Here is a 21,974-nt window from a genome sequence, read left to right as displayed (position 1 = left end):
TAGCGATAAGAGCGGGCTTTCTTACCCCTTCAATTGACTTGGCGTAAGCCCGGTCCAGCGTTTAAACGCTCGTCTGAAATTAGCAATATCATAAAATGATAAGCGCATGGCAACTTGCTCATTGCATTGTTCCCGTATGGCAAGCAGGTAAATCGCTTTGCGCTTACTTTGCTCATCATACAAGGTAGAAAAACGTACGCCATGAGCTTTTAATTTACGCTTGAAGGTTGCAGGGCTCATGGCAAATTGGCTGGCTACTTGATCTAAATTTAACGCCGGAGTTTGATAAATTAATCGGCTTACGGCTTCCACAAAAGTGCTATTTGCAGAATTTAATGCCGCTAGTTGCGAGTTAATTTGTGAGAACCTAAAACTACTAAACGCGGGGTTAGTGAGCCTAAGCGCGTTTTTATTCAATACCCAACGGGTTATGGGCTTTTCAAAAGCGACTTTAAGGCCCAAATACTGCTCGTATTCTTGGCTATGTCTGGCGCGTTTATAGGCAAACTCAAACTGACAAGGGACTCGCTCACCCGCCACCTTTTTTAGAACTTGGTAAAACGCGGCGCTGTAAATTTCCATTACGTACTGGCTTATTTCATCATCCAAGCCCACAGCATTTTGCAGCACAATGTAATACTGCTCGTTATGCACATAACTGTAACTAAATAACAAAGGTGCCAGTTGCATGCGCAAATTGTGTAACTGCTTTAAAGCTTGGCCGATGTGCGCTGCATGTAACACGCCTTGGGCGGCAACAGAGGTATCGTTTGCCAGTTGACTGCCTAATAAAAAACCGCTGTCGGCAGATTTCATCAACTGCTTAAACTGCGTCAATAAACGCACTTGCTGTGAAATACTAAACTGATGCTGCACACTCATTAAGTCTTGCTCAAACACCCCAGTGCCTCTGAGTAACTTATGCAGTGCAATGCCGCGACTTAAGGCCAGCTCCACCAGCGTGGTGATCAGGCCCTGTGCGGTGAGGTATTTGTCATCTTGATTAAGATACGGCTTCACAATGGCTGACTCTTTGTTGTTTTTGTTGTTGTAACTTAGCGTGTAAACGCGAGCTTAAACTTTGTGGTGTATCGCCTTGTATACTGCCTACTAAGGCCGCTGTTACATCTTGAAACTTTGCGTGTTTTGCACCTTCGACCTTAAATGCACAATGGCTCAGCGCCGAGGTAATTTGCGCCACCAGCTCTTTTGCTTGTACTGCGCTGGTATTTGGCATTAGCACCATAAAGCAGTCTCCTGCATAGCGACACACCACATCGCTAAGGCGGCAATTCATCAATAAAAGCTCGCTAACTTCACCCAGTAAGCGGTCGCCTTCGATAAAACCAAATTCAGCGTTAAAATCAGCAAAACCTCGAATATCAATGGCGGCCAGTTGCAGAGGCTGTGGCTCACTTAACTGCTCTTTTAGCACTGCTTGTAAATAATCAGCCTTATACAGCCCTGTTATTGAGCACACTAACTCATGCTCACGATGCTGTGCTTCACGGCGCTTTAACTGCCTATTCAGTACGTATTGCTCTTGATGCCACTGATAAAGCCCAAGGCTTGTAAAAATCATGCCAATCGGCGCAGGCAATGATTCAATCCAAGTAAGCCATGTGTTGGTGGGTTGATGTAACCACTCATCAAATAAATCAAGGGAAGCTGAAAACATAAAAAGCCCAAGCCCTAGCACTAAAAAGCTGGTGACTTTGCCGGGCGGCCTCGAAATAAGCAGCGCAGCTATCCAAGTAAGGGTCATTAGCACAATGCCACCCTCACCTAAAATATCTAACCACGCGATATCAGCAAGAGGCTTTAATTCTCCTGCTTGTGCGCTTAGCAAAAACGCAATTACAAACAGAGCAATAACTGCATTGGTTAAAAATCGATGATGAGTAAAAGGGTTATATCGCATTCTCAGTACCTAACAATAATTCACGCTGCCATGCTAACTCGTTAGCGTTTAAAGCAGCAGGGTCATATTAGCTCAATGATGTGACAGCAAAACGACAGTCAAACCTTGTTAAACCCTTTAAGTACTGTAATTGCCTTAAAAAGATGGGGTTATTGCAGCTCAAAAGTACTTTTAAATCCCTCTAATCACTTGTTTTTACTGGCTGTTAGCGATTTTCTGTCACATTTGCGTCATTTAAGCTGCGTACTTTGCTCATCAAACCAAGGACAACCAGGAGCAAACCCATGAAACAATTTAAAACGAAGGCGTTAGTAAGCGCCCTCGCCTTATGCCAATTTGCCGCTTACGCACAAGACGAACAAAGCAGCGATGAGAAAAAAGTAAAAGTCTCTGAAGAGCTTGTTGTATACGGTGAAATTGGTTATCGCAACCGCTCACAAGAGCTAGCACCGACGCTTGAATACTCACAAGAATACTTTCAACGTTTTGAACCGCTGACTGCCGGTGATGCATTAAAACGTGTACCGAGTGTGACGTTTTTATCGGATGTTTTAGAGTCTGATGGCGCGCGTATGCGTGGCTTAAGCCCAGCTTACACAAAGGTACTTATTAACGGTGAAGAAGTACCTGGTGCAGGTGCTGACCGCTCATTCTTTGTTGACCGTATTCCTGCTGAGCTAATTGAGCGTGTAGAAATTATTCGTGCTTCAAGTGCAAACCGCTCTGCCGATGCCATTGCCGGTACGCTAAACATTGTATTGCGTGACGGTTACAGCCTAGATGGTGGTTACCTTCGTGCGGGTGGCCTGCGTTATGACGATGGCGAATTAAAAGAAAGCTTTGCAGGTGTTTACGGCACTGAGTTTGCTGGCGGCCGTTTACTACTTGGTGCGAACTTACAAGGTCGTTATAACCCAAAACAAAAATCAAGCCTACGCTATGGCGACAGCCCAGAGAATAACGCTAATTACAAAACCGAAGAATTCGATAACCGCGAAGATCAATCAGATATTCGCGACGGTGACGACACCTCGCTAAACGCCAGCTACGAAATAGCTTTTGATGACGGCAGCAAGTTCGATATCAGCGCAATTTGGGTTGATACCGACCGTACTGAAGATGAGCGTTCATTTGAATATGACGATCCAACAGCAATCAATAACTCAATTGTTGAAGGCGGTAACCTTGAGACCGACAACGCCAATGTGTCTTTCATCGATCAAACCAACTACAACATCAACTCGGGTTATGAGTTACCCATTTTTGGTGGCACTAGTAAATTCAAACTTGGTTTTGCAAGCTTTGAAGAGTCTGTTTACGAGCAAGAAGTAGAAATCGATACCTCTGAGCTACCTATGGTTTTTGAGGAAGAAGAAGAAACCGTAGACCTTGATGACAAAGAATGGTCATTACAATGGCAACATAGCTTATTTGCAGGCGAGAGCAAAACGATTCAATTCGGTGCCTTTGTCCAAGGTAAAGAACGCGATACTGCGGTTTATCAAGCCGAAGGTGAAAGCGAACAAAGCTTTACCAGCTGGGATCAGTTCAGCAAAACACCACTGTCACTGGCAGGCTTTAACAACGAGTTTGAAGCAGCCGCTGGTGGCGTCAATAAACTCGAAGAAGACCGCCTAGATGTATTTGCATTAGTTAAGCACGAAGACCAAGACTTCTCGTGGGAGTTAGGTGTGCGCTACGAAACAACCGACTCAACCATTACTGACAAAGCAGAAGGTGTAAGCGCTAAAAACGATTATGACTTCTTCTTACCATCGGCACATTTACGCTACAACGTCTCTGAAAACGGCCGCGTCAGTGCATCGGTTGCTCGCAGCTTACGTCGTCCTGATTTTGATTACATCACCCCAGCTCTACTTGAAAAAGAGTTAGGCGATAACGACTTTTTAGGAAACCCAGACCTACAACCAGAATCATCGTGGGGTATGGACTTAGGTTATGAGTATCGCTTAGGTAAAAGCGGCGTCGTAGGTATCAATGTGTTCTATCGCGATGTCACTGACCTTATCGAAATAGCCAATACAGGCCAACAAGGTTCAGAAGGTGATGGTACTTACATTTTGCAACCGCGTAACACCGGTGATGGCAACGTAAAAGGTATCGAGCTTGATTTATCAACGCCGCTAAGCGCTATTAGCATGCCAAACACAGGGGTATTCTTTAACTACTCATGGCTTGATTCAGAAGTAGATGACACTTTCGGTAGCCGTAAATTCAACGACCAATCTGACTACGTGTTTAACGTTGGTTTTATTCAAGACCTACCTGATTTAGGCGCTTCGTTCGGTGCAACTTACCGTAAACAAGGTGATGCTTATGGCCGTATCGTGGGTGAAGAAGTAACCACACACTACGGCGCAGACCTTGAACTATTCGTAGAAAAACGCTGGCAAGACGTCACGCTTCGTTTAGTGGGCTCAAACCTATTAGATGCAAGTAAAGACGAAACCTTTAACAAGTTCGACACGGTTGATGACCAAATCAACCGCGACTTTGACGAGTATGAACTGGAGTCTGAAGAAGCAGGCCCTGTTATTCAGTTAATGCTGCGCTACGCATTTTAATACACAAAAAGTTATTAAGGCAGCGCATTGCTGCCTTGTAGTATATTTGGGGATCCCATGAATTTTAAAAAACCACTTAATCTTGTTGCCAGTGCAGTAATGCTAAGCACCCTAGCTGCGTGTAGCCAAACAACGGCAACCGAGGCACCAAGTAAAAACAAATTAACAGCTTTTAGCACAACTGAAAATATGCAAGGCTCACAAGCGGCAGCCCTTGCTGATGACGCTTGGCTATTGAGCTCACAAAGCCAAGGCCTGCAACTTATTGATGCCACAGGTAAACAGCACGGATTACAAAAAGGTAATTTCGAAGCGTTATCTGTTAAGGCGATCAACAAAAACAGCTATCTTGTTGCTAGTATCGACAACGAAGCCGACCAAGCGGTGATTTTTAGCTTACAAAAAGCAGCTAAATGGCAGCTAGCTGAAATTAGCCGTATCAGCCCACCAAAAGCAAAACCTGAGGCGGTGTGTTTATTTGCTAACCCGACAACTCAAGCAGTTTCGGCATTTGTGGCAGACGCTCGTGGTCTTATCCGCGAAACACTGGTGTTTGATATGGCAAACAAACGCGCATTAAACCTTGAATTACGTGAGTTTGCTGGCGTAAGTGAAACATCAGGCTGTGCGGTTGATGATAACAGTAAAACTCTTTATTTAAGTGAAGGCGAGCTAGGCATTTGGCAAATTAACGCAGATGCTGAATCGCGCGCCGATAAAAAGCCCGTGGCTTTGATGTCGCCATTTGGCAGCTTAGCGCCTGAAGTTGGCGGTTTAAGCACAACAGATGATGGTAGCTTATGGTTCACCACCTCTGAAGATAACCAATTACATCGCTACGAAAAGAGTACTAAACGTTTTAGCAGCTGGCAATTTGCTGGTGAACTGGCGATTGAATCTGCCGCAGTGCGCTTTAACAATAAGCAAGCTGATATCGTGTTATACGATGATGAATCAGGTCATTATGTAAAAGGTCAAATAGATGGGCAGGCTAAACAACATAATAGCGCTAAAACAGCCGCTGTTACTTACATCAATGCACAAGCGCAAACCGATGCAGTACGTGCTTTTGGTGATGCCGCCGATGACCCTGCTATTTGGGTAAACCCTAAAAATGCAGCAAAAAGCCTGATCTTAGGTACCGATAAACGCCGTGGTTTAATGGTGTATGACCTTGCAGGCAAAGAGCTACAAGCGCTAGAAACAGGCCGTTTAAATAATGTTGATGTGCGCCAACATGAAAGTATCAACAATGTAACGAATACCTGGATTACAGGTAGTAACCGTACTCACAACAGCATCAGTGTTTATAGCGTCGATACTCACAATCAGGTGCAACATCTTGCTGAGCTGCCAACGACTCTAAAAGAAATTTACGGTATGTGTATGTACTCATCAAACACAGGCAACTATGTGTTTATGAATGACAAATCAGGCCTATTTCAGCAATACAAACTAACTGGTAATAATGAGAGCGTATCAGCACAACTAGTGCGCGAATTTAGTGTTCCAAGCCAACCTGAAGGTTGCAGTGCAGATGATAAAACCGCACAGCTATTTTTAGGTGAAGAAGACGAAGGTATTTGGTTTATTGGCGCTGAGCCAACAGCAGGAAATAAACCTGTAATGCTGCAAACCGTGAACGATATGTTGGTTGATGATGTAGAAGGCATGGAAATTTACCACGCAAAAGATGCCCGCTATTTAGTGGTTTCTAGCCAAGGTGATTACAGCTATGTGCTTTATAAAATTATTGATGGCAATACCCCTAGCCTAGAGTTTGCGGGTAAATTTGCAATCAGCAATAACCTAGAGTTAGCAATAGATGGCGTATCAGAAACTGATGGCCTAACGGTAACACCGGCTGCGTTACCGGGCTACCCTGAAGGGGTGCTAATTGTGCAAGATGGTTACAACCGTATGCCACAGGCACCGCAAAACTTTAAGATTATTGACTGGCGCGAAGTAAAAAAAGCTATTCAATAAATTACTCCGTAAGGGTGCTCGGTTTATCTGGGCACCTTTTTATCTGAACATGTTTAATCAGTAAAAAAGATAACTAAAACACCCAACTATTGCACCGTAAATTAGCATAGGCAAAAAGGTTTTCTTAAGCACTGGCCCTTCTTGATTATTCACTCCAACAATACTGGCTACAGCAATAATATTGCTAATGCAGATCATATTCCCCATCGCCGCCCCCGTTGATTGCAACGCAAGCACTAAGGTTTCTGACAAGCCCACTTGCTGTGCAATACCATATTGAATACCGCCAAAGGTAAGATTAGACACGGTTGCAGAGCCTGAAAAGAAAGTACCGAGTGCCCCCAAGTACGAGGCAAATAACACCCAGTGTTCGCCGCTTAAATCAGCAAAGGTACTCGCCATATAAAATATGGGCGCATTATGGCCACCTTGCATTAAAACATTCACCATCACCAGCGCCCCGATCAAAGCAATACATGGCATAGCAATACGGCCTAAGGTGTCGGAGCACATTTGCTTTACTTGTGACTTGCTCATTTTAAGTAACGGCACACAGATCAACACCACTAATACAAACGGGATCAACGCTGGTACAAACAAGGTTTTATATGACCACCCCACTGAGGTGCCGAATATCTCATGTAAAGATAAGATCAGTGCTTTGCTTAATTCAAATTGTGCAAAGCCCAAATGAATACTCAGCCAGAGCGTTTCGTCGTTAAGCAATGCTTTAATGCCCAACTGATGAATACGGGTTATCACCAGCACAACTATCAAAAGTAATAATGGTAATAATGCTAAAAATAGCGCTTTGGGTGTGAGCTCAGCTTTGCCTTTCGTGCTTTGTGCATTTACAGCTGACTTATCTAACCCCACTCCCCTACTTGCTAAATAGATAGTCACTAATAGACCCACTGCACCACCTATCAACGATGGAAATTCATAGTTCCACTGGGCAAACAACCAATAAGGCAAAACACATGAAAACACACTCAAATAAATGAATACGCTATTTTGACGCACCTTTTTTAGTGGTAAAACAAGACACAGCGCAATCATAGGAATAACCAAAGCAGCAATAACATGACAAAGCGCCGTCCATCTTGAGATAGCCAGCACTTGTCCGTCATCTAAGTTTAGCGCCGAAAAGCCAAACCATGTTGGTGTGCCAACTGCACCAAAAGATACGGGGATCGAGTTTAAAATAAGAGTGAAAATAATCACTTTAAAAGGCGAGAAACCAAGCCCGACCAAAATAGGCGCCGCGATGGCCGCAGGCGTGCCAAAGCCCGATGCGCCTTCGAGCATAAATGCAAACGCCCAACCAATGATCATCAACTGCGCAACTTGATTACTGCTAATTGATTCGAGCCAGTGTTTTATCGTGGTTTCGGCCCCTGATATTGCCAACATGCGGTTAAGTAAAATAGCCCCTGCAATAATCGAAATGGGCGTCATAACAGACAACACACCAGCAAACGAATTAGCAAGCAACAGCCTTAAATCAGCTTGAAAGTAAAACAGTTGCAGTAAAGCAGCAAGTAGCGCTGTGATGGGTAAGGCAATATAAGAAGCGATGGGGCTGCGTTTTACCATCATCCAGATCAGTACCAAAATAGGCAGTGCAGCCACTAGGGTATTCATGGGTCATCCTGTTGTTTTTATTAAGCGCTTTCCTTAATTCAAAGTATAGACAGGATAACCATAATCAGTATTTTTTATTTATTAAATAAGAGTACTGAGCCACCAAAGTAACAGTACTAACACAGAAATAGCGACTAAAGCTTTGGTTTTGTGCTTTTGAATAACTCGCTCTGCCTGATTACCTGCGTAATAAACAACGGCAGCAAGGGCAAAGTAGCGGATTGAACGAGCAATAACCGTTGCCAGTAAAAATAGAAAAATTGAATACTTAGTTGCTCCAGCGGCAAGCATGGCAATTTGAAATGGGATGGGCACAATGCCGAGCGTCAATACAAACCAAAAGCCTTGTGCCTGCATTTTTTGCTTAACTTGCTCGAACTGCTCTGGGTTTGAGAAGGTATTAATCACCCAGTCCCCCACTACATCAAATAGATAGTAGCCGAGGGCATAACCAAAAATAGCACCAATAATACAACCAATGGTCGCCATTAATGCGATTAACCAAAGCTTTTCGCGACGGGCTTGCATTAACGGAACAAGCACAGCTTCAAGAGGAATAGGCACTATGGTTGACTCTAAAAATGATGCCACCGTTATTGATTTGAGCATATGTTTAGAGTCGATAAACTGCCGTGTTTTTTGCTTTAACTTTTTAGCAATTGCCATTATTCATCCCTTGGAGTTTTGTTGCGATATAGGTTACAACAAAAACCCTTAACCGTCCCTTACGGTTTATGAACATAACGGCTACGGCCTTGGTTTTTTGCCAAATAAAGCGCTTGGTCGGCACGTTTCATGGTGTTACTAAATGTCTCTGTGGCACGTTTTATAGCCGAACCCACACTCACGCTGAGCGTTTTACTCGGCGTCACCATCACATTATTAGCAAGGCTGAGCAGTTGCTCACAGGTAGCACGTAACTCATCAGCGTCGTCGGTGGCTACATAAAGTGCAAACTCCTCACCGCCGATTCGTGCAAATAGAATGTCTTCATCTAATGCTTGATGACACTGATAAACAAAATCTATCAATACCTGATCACCAACATCATGGCCATATTCATCATTAATCGCCTTAAAGTGATCGATATCAGCTATCACTAGGCTATGTGGCTTATCTTGGTTTTGCTGCACATAATGATAAAAATAACGACGGTTATACGCCTTTGTTAATACATCGGTTTTTAGTTCTTCTTCAAGCTGTTCGCGGGTTTTAGCTAAGTCTGTAAGGGCAAGATAAAGACCAAACCCAGTTACTAGCATCCCTAAAGTGCGGGTAATATCTTCGATATAAATGCCAACCCAGATTGGTTGAAATACCAGCTCGTCTAAAAAATCAAAAGTAAGCCCAACACTCCAAAGGAAGATACCCACACTTAAAAATAAGTAACTGCGCTTAGCAACCACCGAGGTTTGCACAAACGCGAAAATACAAATCAAAATAAGCAAATTGATGGCGTCACTTAGCACGCCATTTAAGTAGATATCGTTTTCGAGCCGATTAAAGTAATACAGATAAGTGATAACTATCAGCAACAAAAAGACAATAAAAGAACTAATAAATAACTGCTTTATTATGAGTGGTACTGAGTTTAACTCAGCCTTTACTTCTGGGGGAGAGACTTGCTTATTCATAACTAATCACGACAACACACTGCAATGACCTCAACATTAGCAAAGCAAATTTAAAAGTGCATGATAAAGCCGCTTTAAAGGGCAAAAACCAGCGTTTTTACTGGAGTAAAAAGTCTAAAAATAAGCCGTTTTAGTCAGTAAAAAAGTCTAAGTTCATGCTATTTGCCACTAACGGTCGCAATTCTGCTGTTATTTTTTTATCATCGCTGACAATTTAAATGACACAGCAAGAATCAATGAGCGACGCACGATTTATTCCTTTTCGAAAACACGACATCATTAACCTTTGCCAAGCCTATTTAGGTGAATCGCAATCAGGTTCGTTTATGGAGTTTGCTACACTTTTGCAAAGCGTGACTCATTACCAATATCACGAGCTGCTGGAGTCATTAAAAAACAACTATGCGCCATTTGACCCAAATAGCGACACCCGCACCCTAACACCGATTACTAACGAGCAACGTGCCAACTACCAATCTGCCTTTGCAAAAGACTTTGCCACCGTACTCAATGCTGCCAATTTTGAAACCATTACCAATCAAGACTTGCAAGATGCATTGAATGAAGAGTCTTTATTTAAAGTGCGTTTAGCCGTTGAGTTTGATGACTTCGCAGAAGTGGTCTTTTACCGCCGCGGCGAATCGCAAAAAACTGAGACGCTGCGCAGTTTTTGGGGTCTAAAGAAAAAGCAGATTCAATTTACTAACTATGACCGCGTTGCCATATTCATCCGCTTTAAAGACAAACAGTACTTTTTAGAAAAAGGCAAAATGCCAGTGGGCTTTGAACCAAATTCAACTATTGTCAAATTATTTCAGAATGTGCCAAAAGCCGATTTAGAAATGCTGTTTCCGAATAGCGAAGTAAAAATGCGCCCAATAGATAAACTGATTATAGGTTCATCAGCATTGATTGGCGGTGCTGTGGTGTTGGTAACAAAATTAGGCGCGTCCATTTTACTACTGATTGCTCTGATTGCCTTTTGGGGTGGTTGGCGCAGTGAAGAAGTGCATATGAGTCAGCAACACTTTATTACCTTTGCAATCGGCATGGGGGTATTTGGCAGCTTTATTTTTAAAGAATGGAGCAAGTTTAAAAACCGTAAAATTCGCTTTATGAAAGCACTAGCCGACAACTTGTATTTTAAAAACCTCGATAACAATGCAGGTGTTTTCCATACTCTAGTTGATGCAGCTGAAGAAGAAGATGTTAAAGAGGCGCTGCTTGCCTACACCTTTTTACTAAAAAGCGAATCAGCGATGACTGCAGAGCAATTAGATAATCAAATTGAGCAATGGTTCAAGGAGCAACATAATTGCCAGCTCGACTTTGAAATTGATGACGCTTTAAACAAACTCGTAAAGCTTGATCTAGTTAATCAGCAAAGTGATCTTTATTCAGCGGTTGATTTAGATGAGGCCAAACAGCGCTTAGATGCGCGCTGGGATGACTATTTTAAGTTTGCCTAAGCCTTTAAAATCAGCTACTAGCAAGTACAAATCGAGTTTGAGTCTATTTAACTCTCGTTACGGCATTTTGGTCTCAATGTGCTTGCGCAGTAAATGGTCTGCTTTTAGGATAAAATTTTACGGCTAAAAAAAGACCATTCCATGCAATTAAAAAAAACAATCCTTATTGGAGCAAGCTTGCTGTGCGCAGCAACAACAGCTCAAGTATATGCTAACGACAAATTTGTCTCTGAAGATATTTTTCAACTTGAATACGCAGGCGACCCACAAATAAGCCCAGACGGTAAAAAAATCGTTTATGTTCGCAGCGGCTACGACATCATGAAAGATGGTAATAAGCGTAGCTTTTGGCTGTACGATATAAAGTCTGGTCAACACACACCACTGTTTTCTGATGAGCATAACTATAGCCAACCTACTTGGTCTCCAGATAGCAAGAAAATTGCCTTTACCAGCAACTCAAGTGGCTCAAATCAACTTCACGTTTATTGGTTAGCACAAGACAAACAAGCATTATTAACGCAACTACCAAAATCAGTACGTAACTTAACTTGGTCGAATGACTCTGCACAAATTGCTTTCACCATGAGCATCCCTGAAGGTAAATCTGCGTTCGCTAAATCAGTAAAATTGCCGAAAAAACCAAAAGGCGCTGAGTGGTCAAAACCAGTGAGAGTGTTTGAAAAAGCACGCTATCAAGCTGATGGCGCAGGCTTTTTAGAGCCTTCATATCGTCACGTTTTTGTTATTCCTGTTTCGGGTGGCACACCACGCCAATTAACATCGGGTGATTATCAGCACTATGGCCCACTTGCTTGGGATCCAAGTAACACAAAACTCGCTTTTTCTGCTGATCGCAATGATGAGTGGGAATATCGCACAACTGAGTCAGACCTATATGAAATTAATGTAAAATCAGGCGAGCTTACGCAACTAACCGATTTACCAGGTCGCGAAAGCAACCCGCGTTACGCACAAGACGGTGATGAACTTGCCTTTGTTGCGCGTGACAACGCCCCTGTGCCTTACATTAACTCGACACTATCTATGCTCGATTTAGACGATAAATCAATCAAGCATATTACTGAAAAATTAGACCGCTCAGTGGCTGATTATAAGTGGTCAGGCGATGGTGACTTTGTTATTCAGTACGATGATTTTGGTAAGCGTAAGCTCGCTAAAGTAAACAGCCGCGGTAAGGTCACTGACTTAACTGATACCGTATCGGGCACTTCAATTGGTCGTCCGTATATCAGTGGTAGTTTCAGCATGGCCAATAATGGCGCTATTGCGTACACCACAGGCAGTGAATACCGCCCAGCTGATTTAGGCTACATCTACAGAGGTAAAAGTAAAACGCTAACTTCATTAAACGAAGATGTATTAGGCCATAAGAAGCTTGGTAAAGTGCATGAGCTGAATGTTAAGTCGCAGTTCGACGGCCAAGCCATTCAAGGTTGGTATATCACACCACCTGACTTTGATGAAAACAAACAATACCCATTAATGGTCGAAATTCACGGCGGCCCACATCTTGCCTATGGCCCAAGCTTTACTGCTGAATTACAACGTTATGCCGCTGAAGGTTACGTGGTTGTGTATGTGAATTACCGTGGTTCAACAAGTTACGGTAAAGACTTTGCACTACTGCTAGATGGTAAATACAGCTCTGAAGAAGACTTTGCCGATCACAACTCGGCAGTTGATGCCATGATTGCTAAAGGCTTTATCGACAAAGATAACCTATTTATTGCTGGTGGTTCAGCAGGTGGTATTGCAACGGCTTATGCGGTTGGTTTAACAAACCGCTTCAACGCTGCGGCAATTACCAAGCCTGTGATCAACTGGTTAAGTAAAACTCTTTCAGCCGACAGCTATATTGGTCAAATTCGTAACCAATTCCCTGGTATGCCATGGGATAATGTTGAGCACTACTGGAAACGTTCGCCGCTTTCATTAGTGGGTAACGTAACCACGCCATCATTGATCATGACAGGTGAAGAAGACCGCCGTACGCCTATTTCAGAATCAGAGCAGTTCTATCAAGCATTAAAACTGCAAAAGGTAGATACCGTGCTTATTCGTGTGCCGGGCTCACCACATGGTATTGCGGGTCGTCCATCACGTATGATTTCGAAAATTGAATACACGCTTGCGTGGTTCAAACAATATCAGAAGTAATGAATTAAGCAGGAGTGAGCTGCTCACTCCTGCTTAAAAATAATGATGACTAAGCGCAAGTTGAGCAGAACCTATCGACTGCGCTTTTTCCCCGCACACGCCCAAACCCACTTCACAGCTACGTAGTCCACGACTATCTAAACGTGCAAATGCTGCAATTGATAACTGCTTGAGCTGTTCAAGCGCTTTACTCGGTAAAGGCGAATCAATAATCACAGCTTGCATATCTAATAAACTTAAACTGTTATGCATGGCAATACTGATAGCCTCAGAAGATTTTTCAAGCCAAGGCTGAACTAGCAATTTATGCGTTGTAAACTGACTGTCGGTAAGCTCATACACTGAAATGCTAAGTTGCTGCTTATCAAACTCGCTTTGCAATGATAGTAATGAACATTGACTAAGTAACTGCTCCCGATCAGCGTTTAGCATTGAGCCTATAGCACCGGCATTACCACTTTTACCTTCGAGAAGTTGGTGGTTAATCACCACTGCTCCACCTAAAAAAGCCCCCAAATAAACATACAAAAAATCGCTGTAGTTATTAGGGTTACCAAGGCTTAGTTCTGCACAGCAGGCAGCGTTATTATCGTTACTAATATAAACCGGTAAATTAAACTGACTTTCTAAGTAACCTTTTAAGTCGAAATTTTGCCATTGGCTAAGGGTATTTGTTGCAGTATCTGAAGCGGCTTGCCATTGCCAAATATCAAACGGCATAGCGACCCCTAGCCCACACACATGTGAGCGCAGTTCAGGTTCTAATTGACTGATTAATTGTGGGATATGTGTTTCTAAGAATGATTTAAGCTCATCGACAGATGCTTCATTCACCTCAACAGATACCGATGCTCTTTGCGTGCTTTGTAAGTCAACGAGTATCAGGTCGAAGCGTCGTCGCCCGATTTTCAAACCAAAACTAAATGCGCCATCTGGATTGAGCCTAAACGGCACGCTTGGCTGCCCTACTCGTCCTTTTACAGGTGCATCACGAAGCAATAGCTTATCTTCTTCGAGCTTGTTGATGTTCACTGTTGCAGCCTGAGCAGACAAGGCTAACGCTTTCGCTATTTGCGCTTTAGGCATGCTTTGCTGTTGCCTAATTAAACTTAAAATTGCGCGCTCGTTCTTGCTTCTTGGTGCTCGCGATAAACTGCTCTTCATAACATCCTTCTTGATATAAGCTTGATAAGCGGCCTATTAGACCTGTTTGGCGTACTATCTACCAGTCAAAATAATAAATCAACTAGGTTGATTTATTATTTATAGTCGTGAATACTGTCGGCCACAACAATATGAACACATTAATCCGGTGAACTATGCAAACACAGCCTGCTATTGTATCGCGCCAAATGCTTTGGCCTTTTATTCTGCTTACAATTTGCTTTGCTGCTTGGGGTACTGCGGCCAATATGACAGACCCATTAGTAAAAGTTTTTAGCAAAACATTTTCGATGAGTGCGTTGCAATCAGCACTGGTGCAGTTTAGTTATTACGGCGCTTATTTTTGCTTAGCTTTACCGGCAGCCATGATCAATAGACGGTTTAATTATAAAACGGGGCTGTTAGTGGGTTTAGCTATGGCCGCCTGTGGTGCCTTATTGTTTTACCCTGCTAGCCAAACCATGCTCTATAGCCACTTTTTACTGGCCTTGTTTATTCTTGCTGGTGGCTTGTCTATTTTAGAAACCTCGGCAAACCCCTATGTCATGCAGTTAGGATGCGAGCAAACAGCAACCCGTAGACTTAACCTCGCACAAGCTTTCAACCCCGTTGGTACTAATATTGGTGTGTTTTTAGCGGCGACGTTGATCTTACCGAACTTAAATCAAGCTGATAGCGCAAGCCGTGCCCTGATGAGTGAAGCGCAATTAAAAACCGTTGTGAGTGCAGAACTCGATGCTGTGATGGTGCCGTATGTGGGTATGGCCTGTTGCTTAATCTTACTATGGCTATGTATCTTTTTTAGCCGCTCTCCTGCCACAGTAACAAAAGCCGCAGCGCAGCCGCGTAAACTTAAAAAAACCTTTCAACATTTGTATCAAAATAAGCACTACCGATTTGGTGTGCTGGCACAGTTTTTTAATGTTGGCGCACAAACCTGTGTATGGACCTACACCATTGGTTACACAATGGAAGCACTTAACACTACAGAAGTTACTGGCGGTCAGGTGTTACAATATTCTATGCTGGTGTTTTTAGTGTCTCGCTTCATTATGACTTGGCTAATGCGCTTTATTAGCGGCGCTAAATTACTGCGTTTTATGGCTTTAGTTGCAGCCGTGCTTTGTTTTATTGTTACCACCCAAATTAATTTAGTGGGCGTAGTCGCACTTGTCGCTATTTCAAGCTGTCTATCTTTGATGTTTCCAACCATTTACGGCACAGCACTTGAAGGCCTCGGCGAAGATGCAAAAGTTGGTGCGGCAGGTTTAGTAATGGCAATTTTAGGGGGCGCATTTTTACCTCTGATCCAAGCCGCAACTATAGATGCCTTTAACACTGCGGTTTCGTTTGTTGTACCACTTGTTTGCTTTTTAATTGTTGCTTTGTACGGCCACCATACTAAAGTATCAGCAATACCCGCCAAAGCGCAGTTGCAGGACTAAACGCATCAATGAGATAATGCACCTCGTTTACCTACTTAAGCGAGGTGTATCGTCAATTAATGGCACATATTACATTTTTCATGGTCAAGTTTTTGGCCTTTTCTGTTGGCTGTTTTTCCTGCTTTTTACTTCATGACCAAGCCAATGTTGCCCTTGTGTTATCTGCTGCATTTACCGGATTAGTTGGCACATTTATTCCTTTTCCTGCTCGTTTTGGTAACCATCCTTATGCAGCCATTTACGCTGGTAGTTTTGCTGGTATGTGCTCATCGATTTTAATCAACAGCTACTGGGAGCTGAGTTTTATCTCTTTAATTGGTGCCAGCCTTTACGTATTAACTATGAACCTATTTGCAGGTTTTGGTGGTCGTCTTGGTAGCGTTGCTTTTGCCAGTGTGGCGCTTTACATGCTTGCAAAAGGAGTCTTTTAATGGATTTGTTTATTACAATTACCGCTTTACTTGGTGCCTACTCTACTTACTTTTTAGCGCATCATAACCGCTTTGATGGCATTCGCGCCTCAGCCGCCACTAGCATTATTGCATTTGCAATTTTAAGCCTATTCCCTGTTGATGTAGAACTTTACAGCGTGGCGTTTTTTGGGGGGACTTTCATTGGCATGAGCGCACCAAAACGCTTTGGCATTTTTACATTAGCCATTGCTTCAATATTGTTTGCTTTGTTGTTTGAATACCTTGTGCCGCGCTTGCATGGCTATGGTGGTGCATTGGGCTTGAGTGCTTTTCTATCTGTGTGTGTTTGCCATATCGGTATCTTGCTAGGGGCACCCCGCAGTAAAAAAAGCAACTAAATCTGACTTGGCAATTAAAAACCTATACCTTTTCACTAAGATTCTTTAGTATGTTAAATACTTGTTTAAGGATAAAGGATCTTTATGCTGTTTCGCTCATTACTGATTGCTACCATGCTTTGTTTCATCAGTTGTGCAACGGCTGCGAAAACACTGACCTTTATCGCTGAAGATCTACCTCCTTACCATTTTAAAAATCAGCAAGGCGAAGCCGATGGTGCACTTGTTGAAGTAGTAAAAACCGCCTTAGCACACGCAAACATCCCTAGCGAATTCGCAATTATGCCTATGGCGCGAGCTTTTCATGAGCTCGAAAACAATCCAAACATGTTAATGATTTCGCTACTAAAAAACCCAGCTCGCGAAAACCGCTTTCAGTGGTTAGCACAAACCTATTTTTCGGACGCTTACCTCGTTGACCTTGCGAGCAAAAGCCACAAAATATTTAGTTTAAAGCAAGCTCAGCAGTACCGTGTCGCGACTATTCGAGGCTATTCAAGTGAGCATTACTTGAAGCATGCCGGTTTTAATGAAGATAAAAATTTGGTGCTAGTCAGTCATTACCATCAACTTTGGCAATTGCTTGAAAAAGAGCGCATAGACTTTGTGCTGACCAACACCCTGACCTTGCAAAACGAACTGGCATTATCTGGGGTTGATCCGAGTGATATTCATAAAAGCCTACACTTAGATGACTTTCCTTCAGGTCTTTATTTAGCTGCAAATCTTAATTTAGATAAACAACTCGCTGTGCAATTAAGTAACGCGATTGAAGCTTTGAAGCAAAGTGGTCAATACCAAGCAATATTACAAAAATGGCAGTTGCCTTTACCTAATTAAAAATGAAAAACACTCCATTATTTTATAAAAGCTTAGCCTTAGCTTGTGCCCTTAGCTGTCTAACGCTAAGTGCCTATGCTATCACCCCTAAACAAGCGTTAGAAAAGCTAAACGAAGCCCAGTCACTACGCAATAGTAACCCAAACCAAGCCACTGAAATATTTGAGCAGTTAACTAACGACTCAACTCTCGTCAATGAGCCTAACATCATACAAGAGGCATTCGAATCGCTGGCATTTATGAATGTCAGCAGTGGTGATTATGATCAAGCACTGAGCTATGCAGAGCAGCTGCTGGAGTACGGACAAAAGCAAAGTAATCAGGCTATCGCAGTACGAGCAATGCTTATTCAGGGCTACGCACAGGGCAGAAAAAGTAACTTTCTAACAGCAGAGCAGCACTACCGAGATGCATTAGCTATTGCCAAACAGATAAAAGATTCAGTACTAATTGCCCAGTCTTATGAGCGATTAGCTGCCATTTTACGCTGGCAAGATAAATACATAGCCGCCCTTAATGAGGCACAAAAATCTGTTAATATCTTACATGAGTTTGATGATGAAAAATCGTATGCATCGGCATTACTAAACTTAGGAATAATCGAAGCCATTATTGGCGATCACAATGCGGCGCTTGCAAGTTTAACTCAATCATTTTCTTTGCACCAAAAGCTTGATGACAAAAAAGGCATAGCCGATTCGCTTTACGAAATTGGCGAAGTTTACCGCCGTATGGGCGACAGTGCTCAATCGTTAAAGCACTTTAAAATGTCTCACGTGTTGGATTTAGAAATTGGCTCAAAAGTCGACATCGGTAACAGTGCCATGAAGGTCGGCTACGCTGCGCTAAAACAAGGCGAACTTGCTACAGCCACAGATTACGCAGAAAAGTCGATTAGCTATTATCAGCAATCATCTTCAAACACAGGGCTATGTCGCTCGTACGATTTAATGGCGTTAATTGCTTTAAAACAAAATAACATAAGTGAAGCGCAAGCCTATATCAACCGCGCTTTAGCAATCGCTACTGACTATAATTTTCGCTCACACTTGGTATTTTTAGGGATCACCCAAACACGTATTTATCAAGCCCTTGATGATCACGCTGAAGCAATTAAAACCGCAGAGCAGGCTTTAAAACAGGCTGATGAGCTGCAAGATGTTGAAGATCAAATTAGCTTAAATAAGTTACTCACTGACTCTTACCTTGCTTTACAACTGTATAAACAAGCATTTGAATCGCAAAACCGCTATCAAACCCTTGAAGATAGTACCGGTAAAAATCAGCACGACTTAACCGTGGCCGCGATGCAAAGCCAAGTAGCTTTTATGCGAAATCAACAAGAAATCAACCAATTGAGTGCTGAAAAGCAAATTCAAGCGGCTCAACTAAGCGAAAGTGAATGGCAATTTAAAGCATGGTTATTGGGCTTAAGCTGCGTGATTTTATTGATATCTGGCTTTGGTTACCGCTCATTTAAAAAGCGTAAACTTGCTAGTGAACGAGCACAGCTACTGCAAGAAGTCGTTGATAAAAAGAACCGCTTACTAGCCGATGTGTCTCATGAAATTCGCACGCCTCTCACAGCACTGCAATTGCAAGTTGAAGCATTGCAATACAATATCGCCAAAGACGTTGATGCCTCTTACGATGCCATTAATCGAAAACTTACCGATATTAATGTACTGATCCGTGATATCCATCAGCTAGCACAAGCAGACTCAGATAGCCTCTATCTGAACTTAAAACCCTATTTACTCGCTGATGTATTATCCGTTTGGCAGCAAGACTTTACTACTTTTGTAGAAAACAAAGGCTTTGAATTTACTAGTAACATTCACCTTGCTGCAGATATCAAAGTTACATGGGATATAGATAAAATTAAGCAAGTACTGACGAACCTTTTATCAAACAGTACTTTTTATACTGATAAACCCGGCAAAATTAAATTTATAGCAACGGCCTCAGAGCAGAGTATTACTTTTAGTATTGAAGATACCCCACCCGGCGTTACCGATAATCAGTTAGTTGAAATATTCGAACGTTTATACCGCGTTGATAAGTCGCGCAGCCGTCAAACAGGCGGCTCAGGCCTTGGGCTTGCAATTTGTAAAAGCCTGATTGAAACACACAAAGGCACTATTAAAGCTGAGCATAGTGAGCTTGGTGGCATTAAGATCATTATTTGCTTACCGCTTATTAGTGAACAACAGGTTTAATTAGCACTACGATTCCCTAAAATCGCCCCTAAACAGGGCGATTTCACTACATTTAGCTCAATTAATGCCGACCAAGGTCGCATATTATTTAATCAAAAACCGCCCTATATTTTTTAGTACGTTGTACAAATCTCTCACTAAAAAGTATAGGAGCCTCACAATGGCGGGCGAATATCAACAACAATATCAACAGTTCCAGCGCGATCCGGGTCAGTTTTGGCTTGAGCAAAGTAAACGAATTCCTTGGTTTAAAGAGCCAAGTGCCCCTTATCAATATGACGATAATGATTTTTACCATTGGTTTGCCGATGGTCAGTTAAACACTTGTTACCTAGCCCTCGACCAACACGTCGAAGCAGGCTATGGCGACCAAACTGCACTGATTTACGACTCCCCTGTTACCAATACCAAACAACAATACACTTATGGCGAGTTACAAACTCAAGTTGCTAAATTTGCAGGGCTCATGCAATCCCTTGGCGTAAGCAAAGGTGACCGTGTAGTCATTTATATGCCAATGATCCCACAAGCAGTTATTGGTATGCTGGCGTGTGCGCGCCTTGGTGCCATTCACTCCGTTGTATTTGGTGGTTTTGCACCACACGAACTCGCGGTGCGAATTGATGATGCAAAGCCTAAGCTTTTGCTTACTGCGTCTTGCGGGGTCGAAATTAATCATGTGATTGAATATAAGCCCCTGCTTGATGAAGCACTCGAAAACGCCAAGCATGCTGTTGAACACTGTATTGTATTTCAGCGTGAACAAGCCGTTGCCGAGATGCAAGATGGCAGAGACATCGATTGGCAATCAGCCTCTGATACAGCAAGTGCAGTCGATGCAGTGCCTGTTGCAGGTGACGACCCGCTTTATATTCTTTACACATCAGGCACCACAGGAACACCTAAAGGGGTGGTTCGAGAAAACGGTGGTCACGCAGTTGCAATGCATTACAGCATGGAAACCGTGTATGGCATGAAACCCGGCGAGGTATTTTGGGCAGCTTCCGATATTGGCTGGGTGGTTGGTCACTCATACATTGTATATGCACCGCTCATTTATCGCTGTGCCACCGTACTTTATGAAGGAAAACCAATAAGAACTCCTGATGCCAGTGCATTTTGGCGTGTTGTAGAAGATTATCAAGTCACTGCTTTATTCAGTGCTCCAACTGCATTTCGCGCAATTAAAAAAGAAGACCCCACCGCCGATGGCTTTAAACAATACGATACCTCAAGTTTAAAACGTTTATTCTTGGCCGGTGAGCGCCTAGATCCACCTACGTATGAGTGGCTGAAAGACAACACCGGCTTGCCCGTACTCGACCACTGGTGGCAAACAGAAACAGGTTGGGCAATTGCGTGTAACCCAATTGGTATTGAACAACTTGCCACTAAGCCGGGTAGCTCAACAGTGCCAACACCGGGCTTTGATGTACAAATTCTTGATATGAATGGTGAGCAGTGCGCCGCAAACGAAAGCGGCGCAGTGGTTATTAAACTACCTTTACCTCCTGGCTGCTTACCAACAATTTGGCAAAACAATGAACGCTTTCGTGCGGGCTACTTAAGTGAGTACCCTGGTTATTACCTCTCTGGTGATGGCGGCTATATTGATGACGATGGGTATCTATTTATTATGGGTCGTACCGATGATGTGATTAACGTTGCAGGTCATCGCTTATCAACCGGTGAAATGGAAGAGATTGTAGCAGCCCACCCTGCTGTTGCTGAATGCGCAGTATTTGGTGTTAACGATGCACTCAAAGGGCAATTACCCATGGCGATGATAGTACTCAAAGACGATTATCTTGGCGATAGCAAAGAAGTTGAGCAACAGTTAGTTCACTCGGTAAGAAATCAAATTGGCGCCATTGCCTGCTTGAAAAACATTTTGCATGTTGAGCGCTTACCAAAAACCCGCTCAGGGAAAATACTCAGAAAGAACTTACGCCAATTGGTCGATGGTGAAGAACTGCAAATTCCATCTACCATTGATGACGCGAGTATTTTTGATGAAATCAACCAACAACTTAACAATCGCTGATCTGCGTTTGTAATTTTGTAATGTTACCAAA

Annotated in this window: 16 protein-coding genes; 10 read left to right on the top strand and 6 right to left on the bottom strand. The window is 42.9% G+C overall.

Annotated features, from left to right (window positions below):
* Positions 1-21 precede the first annotated feature (21 nt).
* Together HUS61_RS13690 and HUS61_RS13685 are read right to left on the bottom strand one after the other, a co-directional pair.
* On the bottom strand, positions 22-1,020 hold the full coding sequence (locus HUS61_RS13690) for an AraC family transcriptional regulator ligand-binding domain-containing protein (protein WP_175078576.1): 999 nt from the start codon (positions 1,018-1,020) through the stop codon (positions 22-24).
* Positions 1,004-1,921, bottom strand: a complete 918-nt coding sequence (locus HUS61_RS13685) for a sensor domain-containing diguanylate cyclase (RefSeq protein WP_130166939.1) — start codon at positions 1,919-1,921, stop codon at positions 1,004-1,006. Before HUS61_RS13685 ends, HUS61_RS13690 begins: the two co-directional genes overlap by 17 nt.
* 284 nt (positions 1,922-2,205) lie before the next feature.
* Here HUS61_RS13685 and HUS61_RS13680 point away from each other — a divergent pair, with 284 nt between their 5' ends.
* Positions 2,206-4,506, top strand: a complete 2,301-nt coding sequence (locus tag HUS61_RS13680) for a TonB-dependent siderophore receptor (protein ID WP_175082731.1) — start codon at positions 2,206-2,208, stop codon at positions 4,504-4,506.
* 57 nt (positions 4,507-4,563) lie between these two features.
* On the top strand, positions 4,564-6,492 hold the full coding sequence (locus HUS61_RS13675) for a phytase (protein ID WP_175082730.1): 1,929 nt from the start codon (positions 4,564-4,566) through the stop codon (positions 6,490-6,492).
* A gap of 57 nt (positions 6,493-6,549) precedes the next feature.
* On the opposite strand, the gene HUS61_RS13670 is transcribed toward HUS61_RS13675, so the two are convergent.
* The 3 genes from HUS61_RS13670 to HUS61_RS13660 form a co-directional block, all read right to left on the bottom strand.
* Positions 6,550-8,136: an L-lactate permease gene (locus HUS61_RS13670; RefSeq protein ID WP_175082729.1), complete on the bottom strand. Its 1,587-nt coding sequence runs from the start codon at positions 8,134-8,136 to the stop codon at positions 6,550-6,552.
* A gap of 81 nt (positions 8,137-8,217) precedes the next feature.
* Positions 8,218-8,802 (bottom strand): YqaA family protein, encoded by a 585-nt coding sequence (locus HUS61_RS13665; RefSeq protein ID WP_055021262.1) that lies wholly within the window; start codon positions 8,800-8,802, stop codon positions 8,218-8,220.
* Positions 8,803-8,861: 59 nt separating this feature from the next.
* On the bottom strand, positions 8,862-9,770 hold the full coding sequence (locus tag HUS61_RS13660) for a GGDEF domain-containing protein (RefSeq protein ID WP_175078581.1): 909 nt from the start codon (positions 9,768-9,770) through the stop codon (positions 8,862-8,864).
* Positions 9,771-10,006: 236 nt separating this feature from the next.
* Between HUS61_RS13660 and HUS61_RS13655 the strand changes: the two genes are divergently transcribed.
* On the top strand, positions 10,007-11,239 hold the full coding sequence (locus HUS61_RS13655; protein ID WP_175078582.1) for a TMEM143 family protein: 1,233 nt from the start codon (positions 10,007-10,009) through the stop codon (positions 11,237-11,239).
* Between the two features lie 141 nt (positions 11,240-11,380).
* Positions 11,381-13,420: a S9 family peptidase gene (locus tag HUS61_RS13650; RefSeq protein ID WP_175082728.1), complete on the top strand. Its 2,040-nt coding sequence runs from the start codon at positions 11,381-11,383 to the stop codon at positions 13,418-13,420.
* A gap of 33 nt (positions 13,421-13,453) precedes the next feature.
* Here HUS61_RS13650 and HUS61_RS13645 read toward each other — a convergent pair whose 3' ends face one another.
* A complete protein-coding gene (locus tag HUS61_RS13645; protein ID WP_175082727.1) occupies positions 13,454-14,584 on the bottom strand; it encodes an ROK family transcriptional regulator in 1,131 nt (376 codons plus the stop codon).
* Between the two features lie 155 nt (positions 14,585-14,739).
* On the opposite strand from HUS61_RS13645, the gene fucP reads away from it, so the two are divergent.
* The 6 genes from fucP (at position 14,740) to HUS61_RS13615 (ending at position 21,943) form a co-directional block, all read left to right on the top strand.
* Positions 14,740-16,029 (top strand): L-fucose:H+ symporter permease, encoded by a 1,290-nt coding sequence (fucP, locus tag HUS61_RS13640; RefSeq protein WP_175082726.1) that lies wholly within the window; start codon positions 14,740-14,742, stop codon positions 16,027-16,029.
* Between the two features lie 80 nt (positions 16,030-16,109).
* Positions 16,110-16,460, top strand: a complete 351-nt coding sequence (locus HUS61_RS13635) for a hypothetical protein (protein WP_175082774.1) — start codon at positions 16,110-16,112, stop codon at positions 16,458-16,460.
* The gene (locus tag HUS61_RS13630) at positions 16,460-16,840 is read left to right on the top strand and encodes a hypothetical protein (RefSeq protein WP_054560682.1); all 381 of its coding nucleotides are present in this window, start codon (positions 16,460-16,462) and stop codon (positions 16,838-16,840) included. Before HUS61_RS13635 ends, HUS61_RS13630 begins: the two co-directional genes overlap by 1 nt.
* 84 nt (positions 16,841-16,924) lie before the next feature.
* The gene (locus HUS61_RS13625; RefSeq protein WP_175082725.1) at positions 16,925-17,680 is read left to right on the top strand and encodes an ABC transporter substrate-binding protein; all 756 of its coding nucleotides are present in this window, start codon (positions 16,925-16,927) and stop codon (positions 17,678-17,680) included.
* Positions 17,681-17,682: 2 nt separating this feature from the next.
* Positions 17,683-19,899, top strand: a complete 2,217-nt coding sequence (locus HUS61_RS13620; RefSeq protein ID WP_175082724.1) for a tetratricopeptide repeat protein — start codon at positions 17,683-17,685, stop codon at positions 19,897-19,899.
* 160 nt (positions 19,900-20,059) lie between these two features.
* Complete coding sequence (locus HUS61_RS13615) at positions 20,060-21,943, top strand: propionyl-CoA synthetase (RefSeq protein WP_175082723.1); 1,884 nt, start codon at positions 20,060-20,062, stop codon at positions 21,941-21,943.
* Positions 21,944-21,974 lie beyond the last annotated feature (31 nt).

Source organism: Pseudoalteromonas sp. 0802, from assembly GCF_013350085.1.
GTDB lineage: Bacteria > Pseudomonadota > Gammaproteobacteria > Enterobacterales > Alteromonadaceae > Pseudoalteromonas.
Note: the sequence above shows the minus strand (reverse complement) of the source record. Positions and strands in the feature narration are given on the sequence as shown.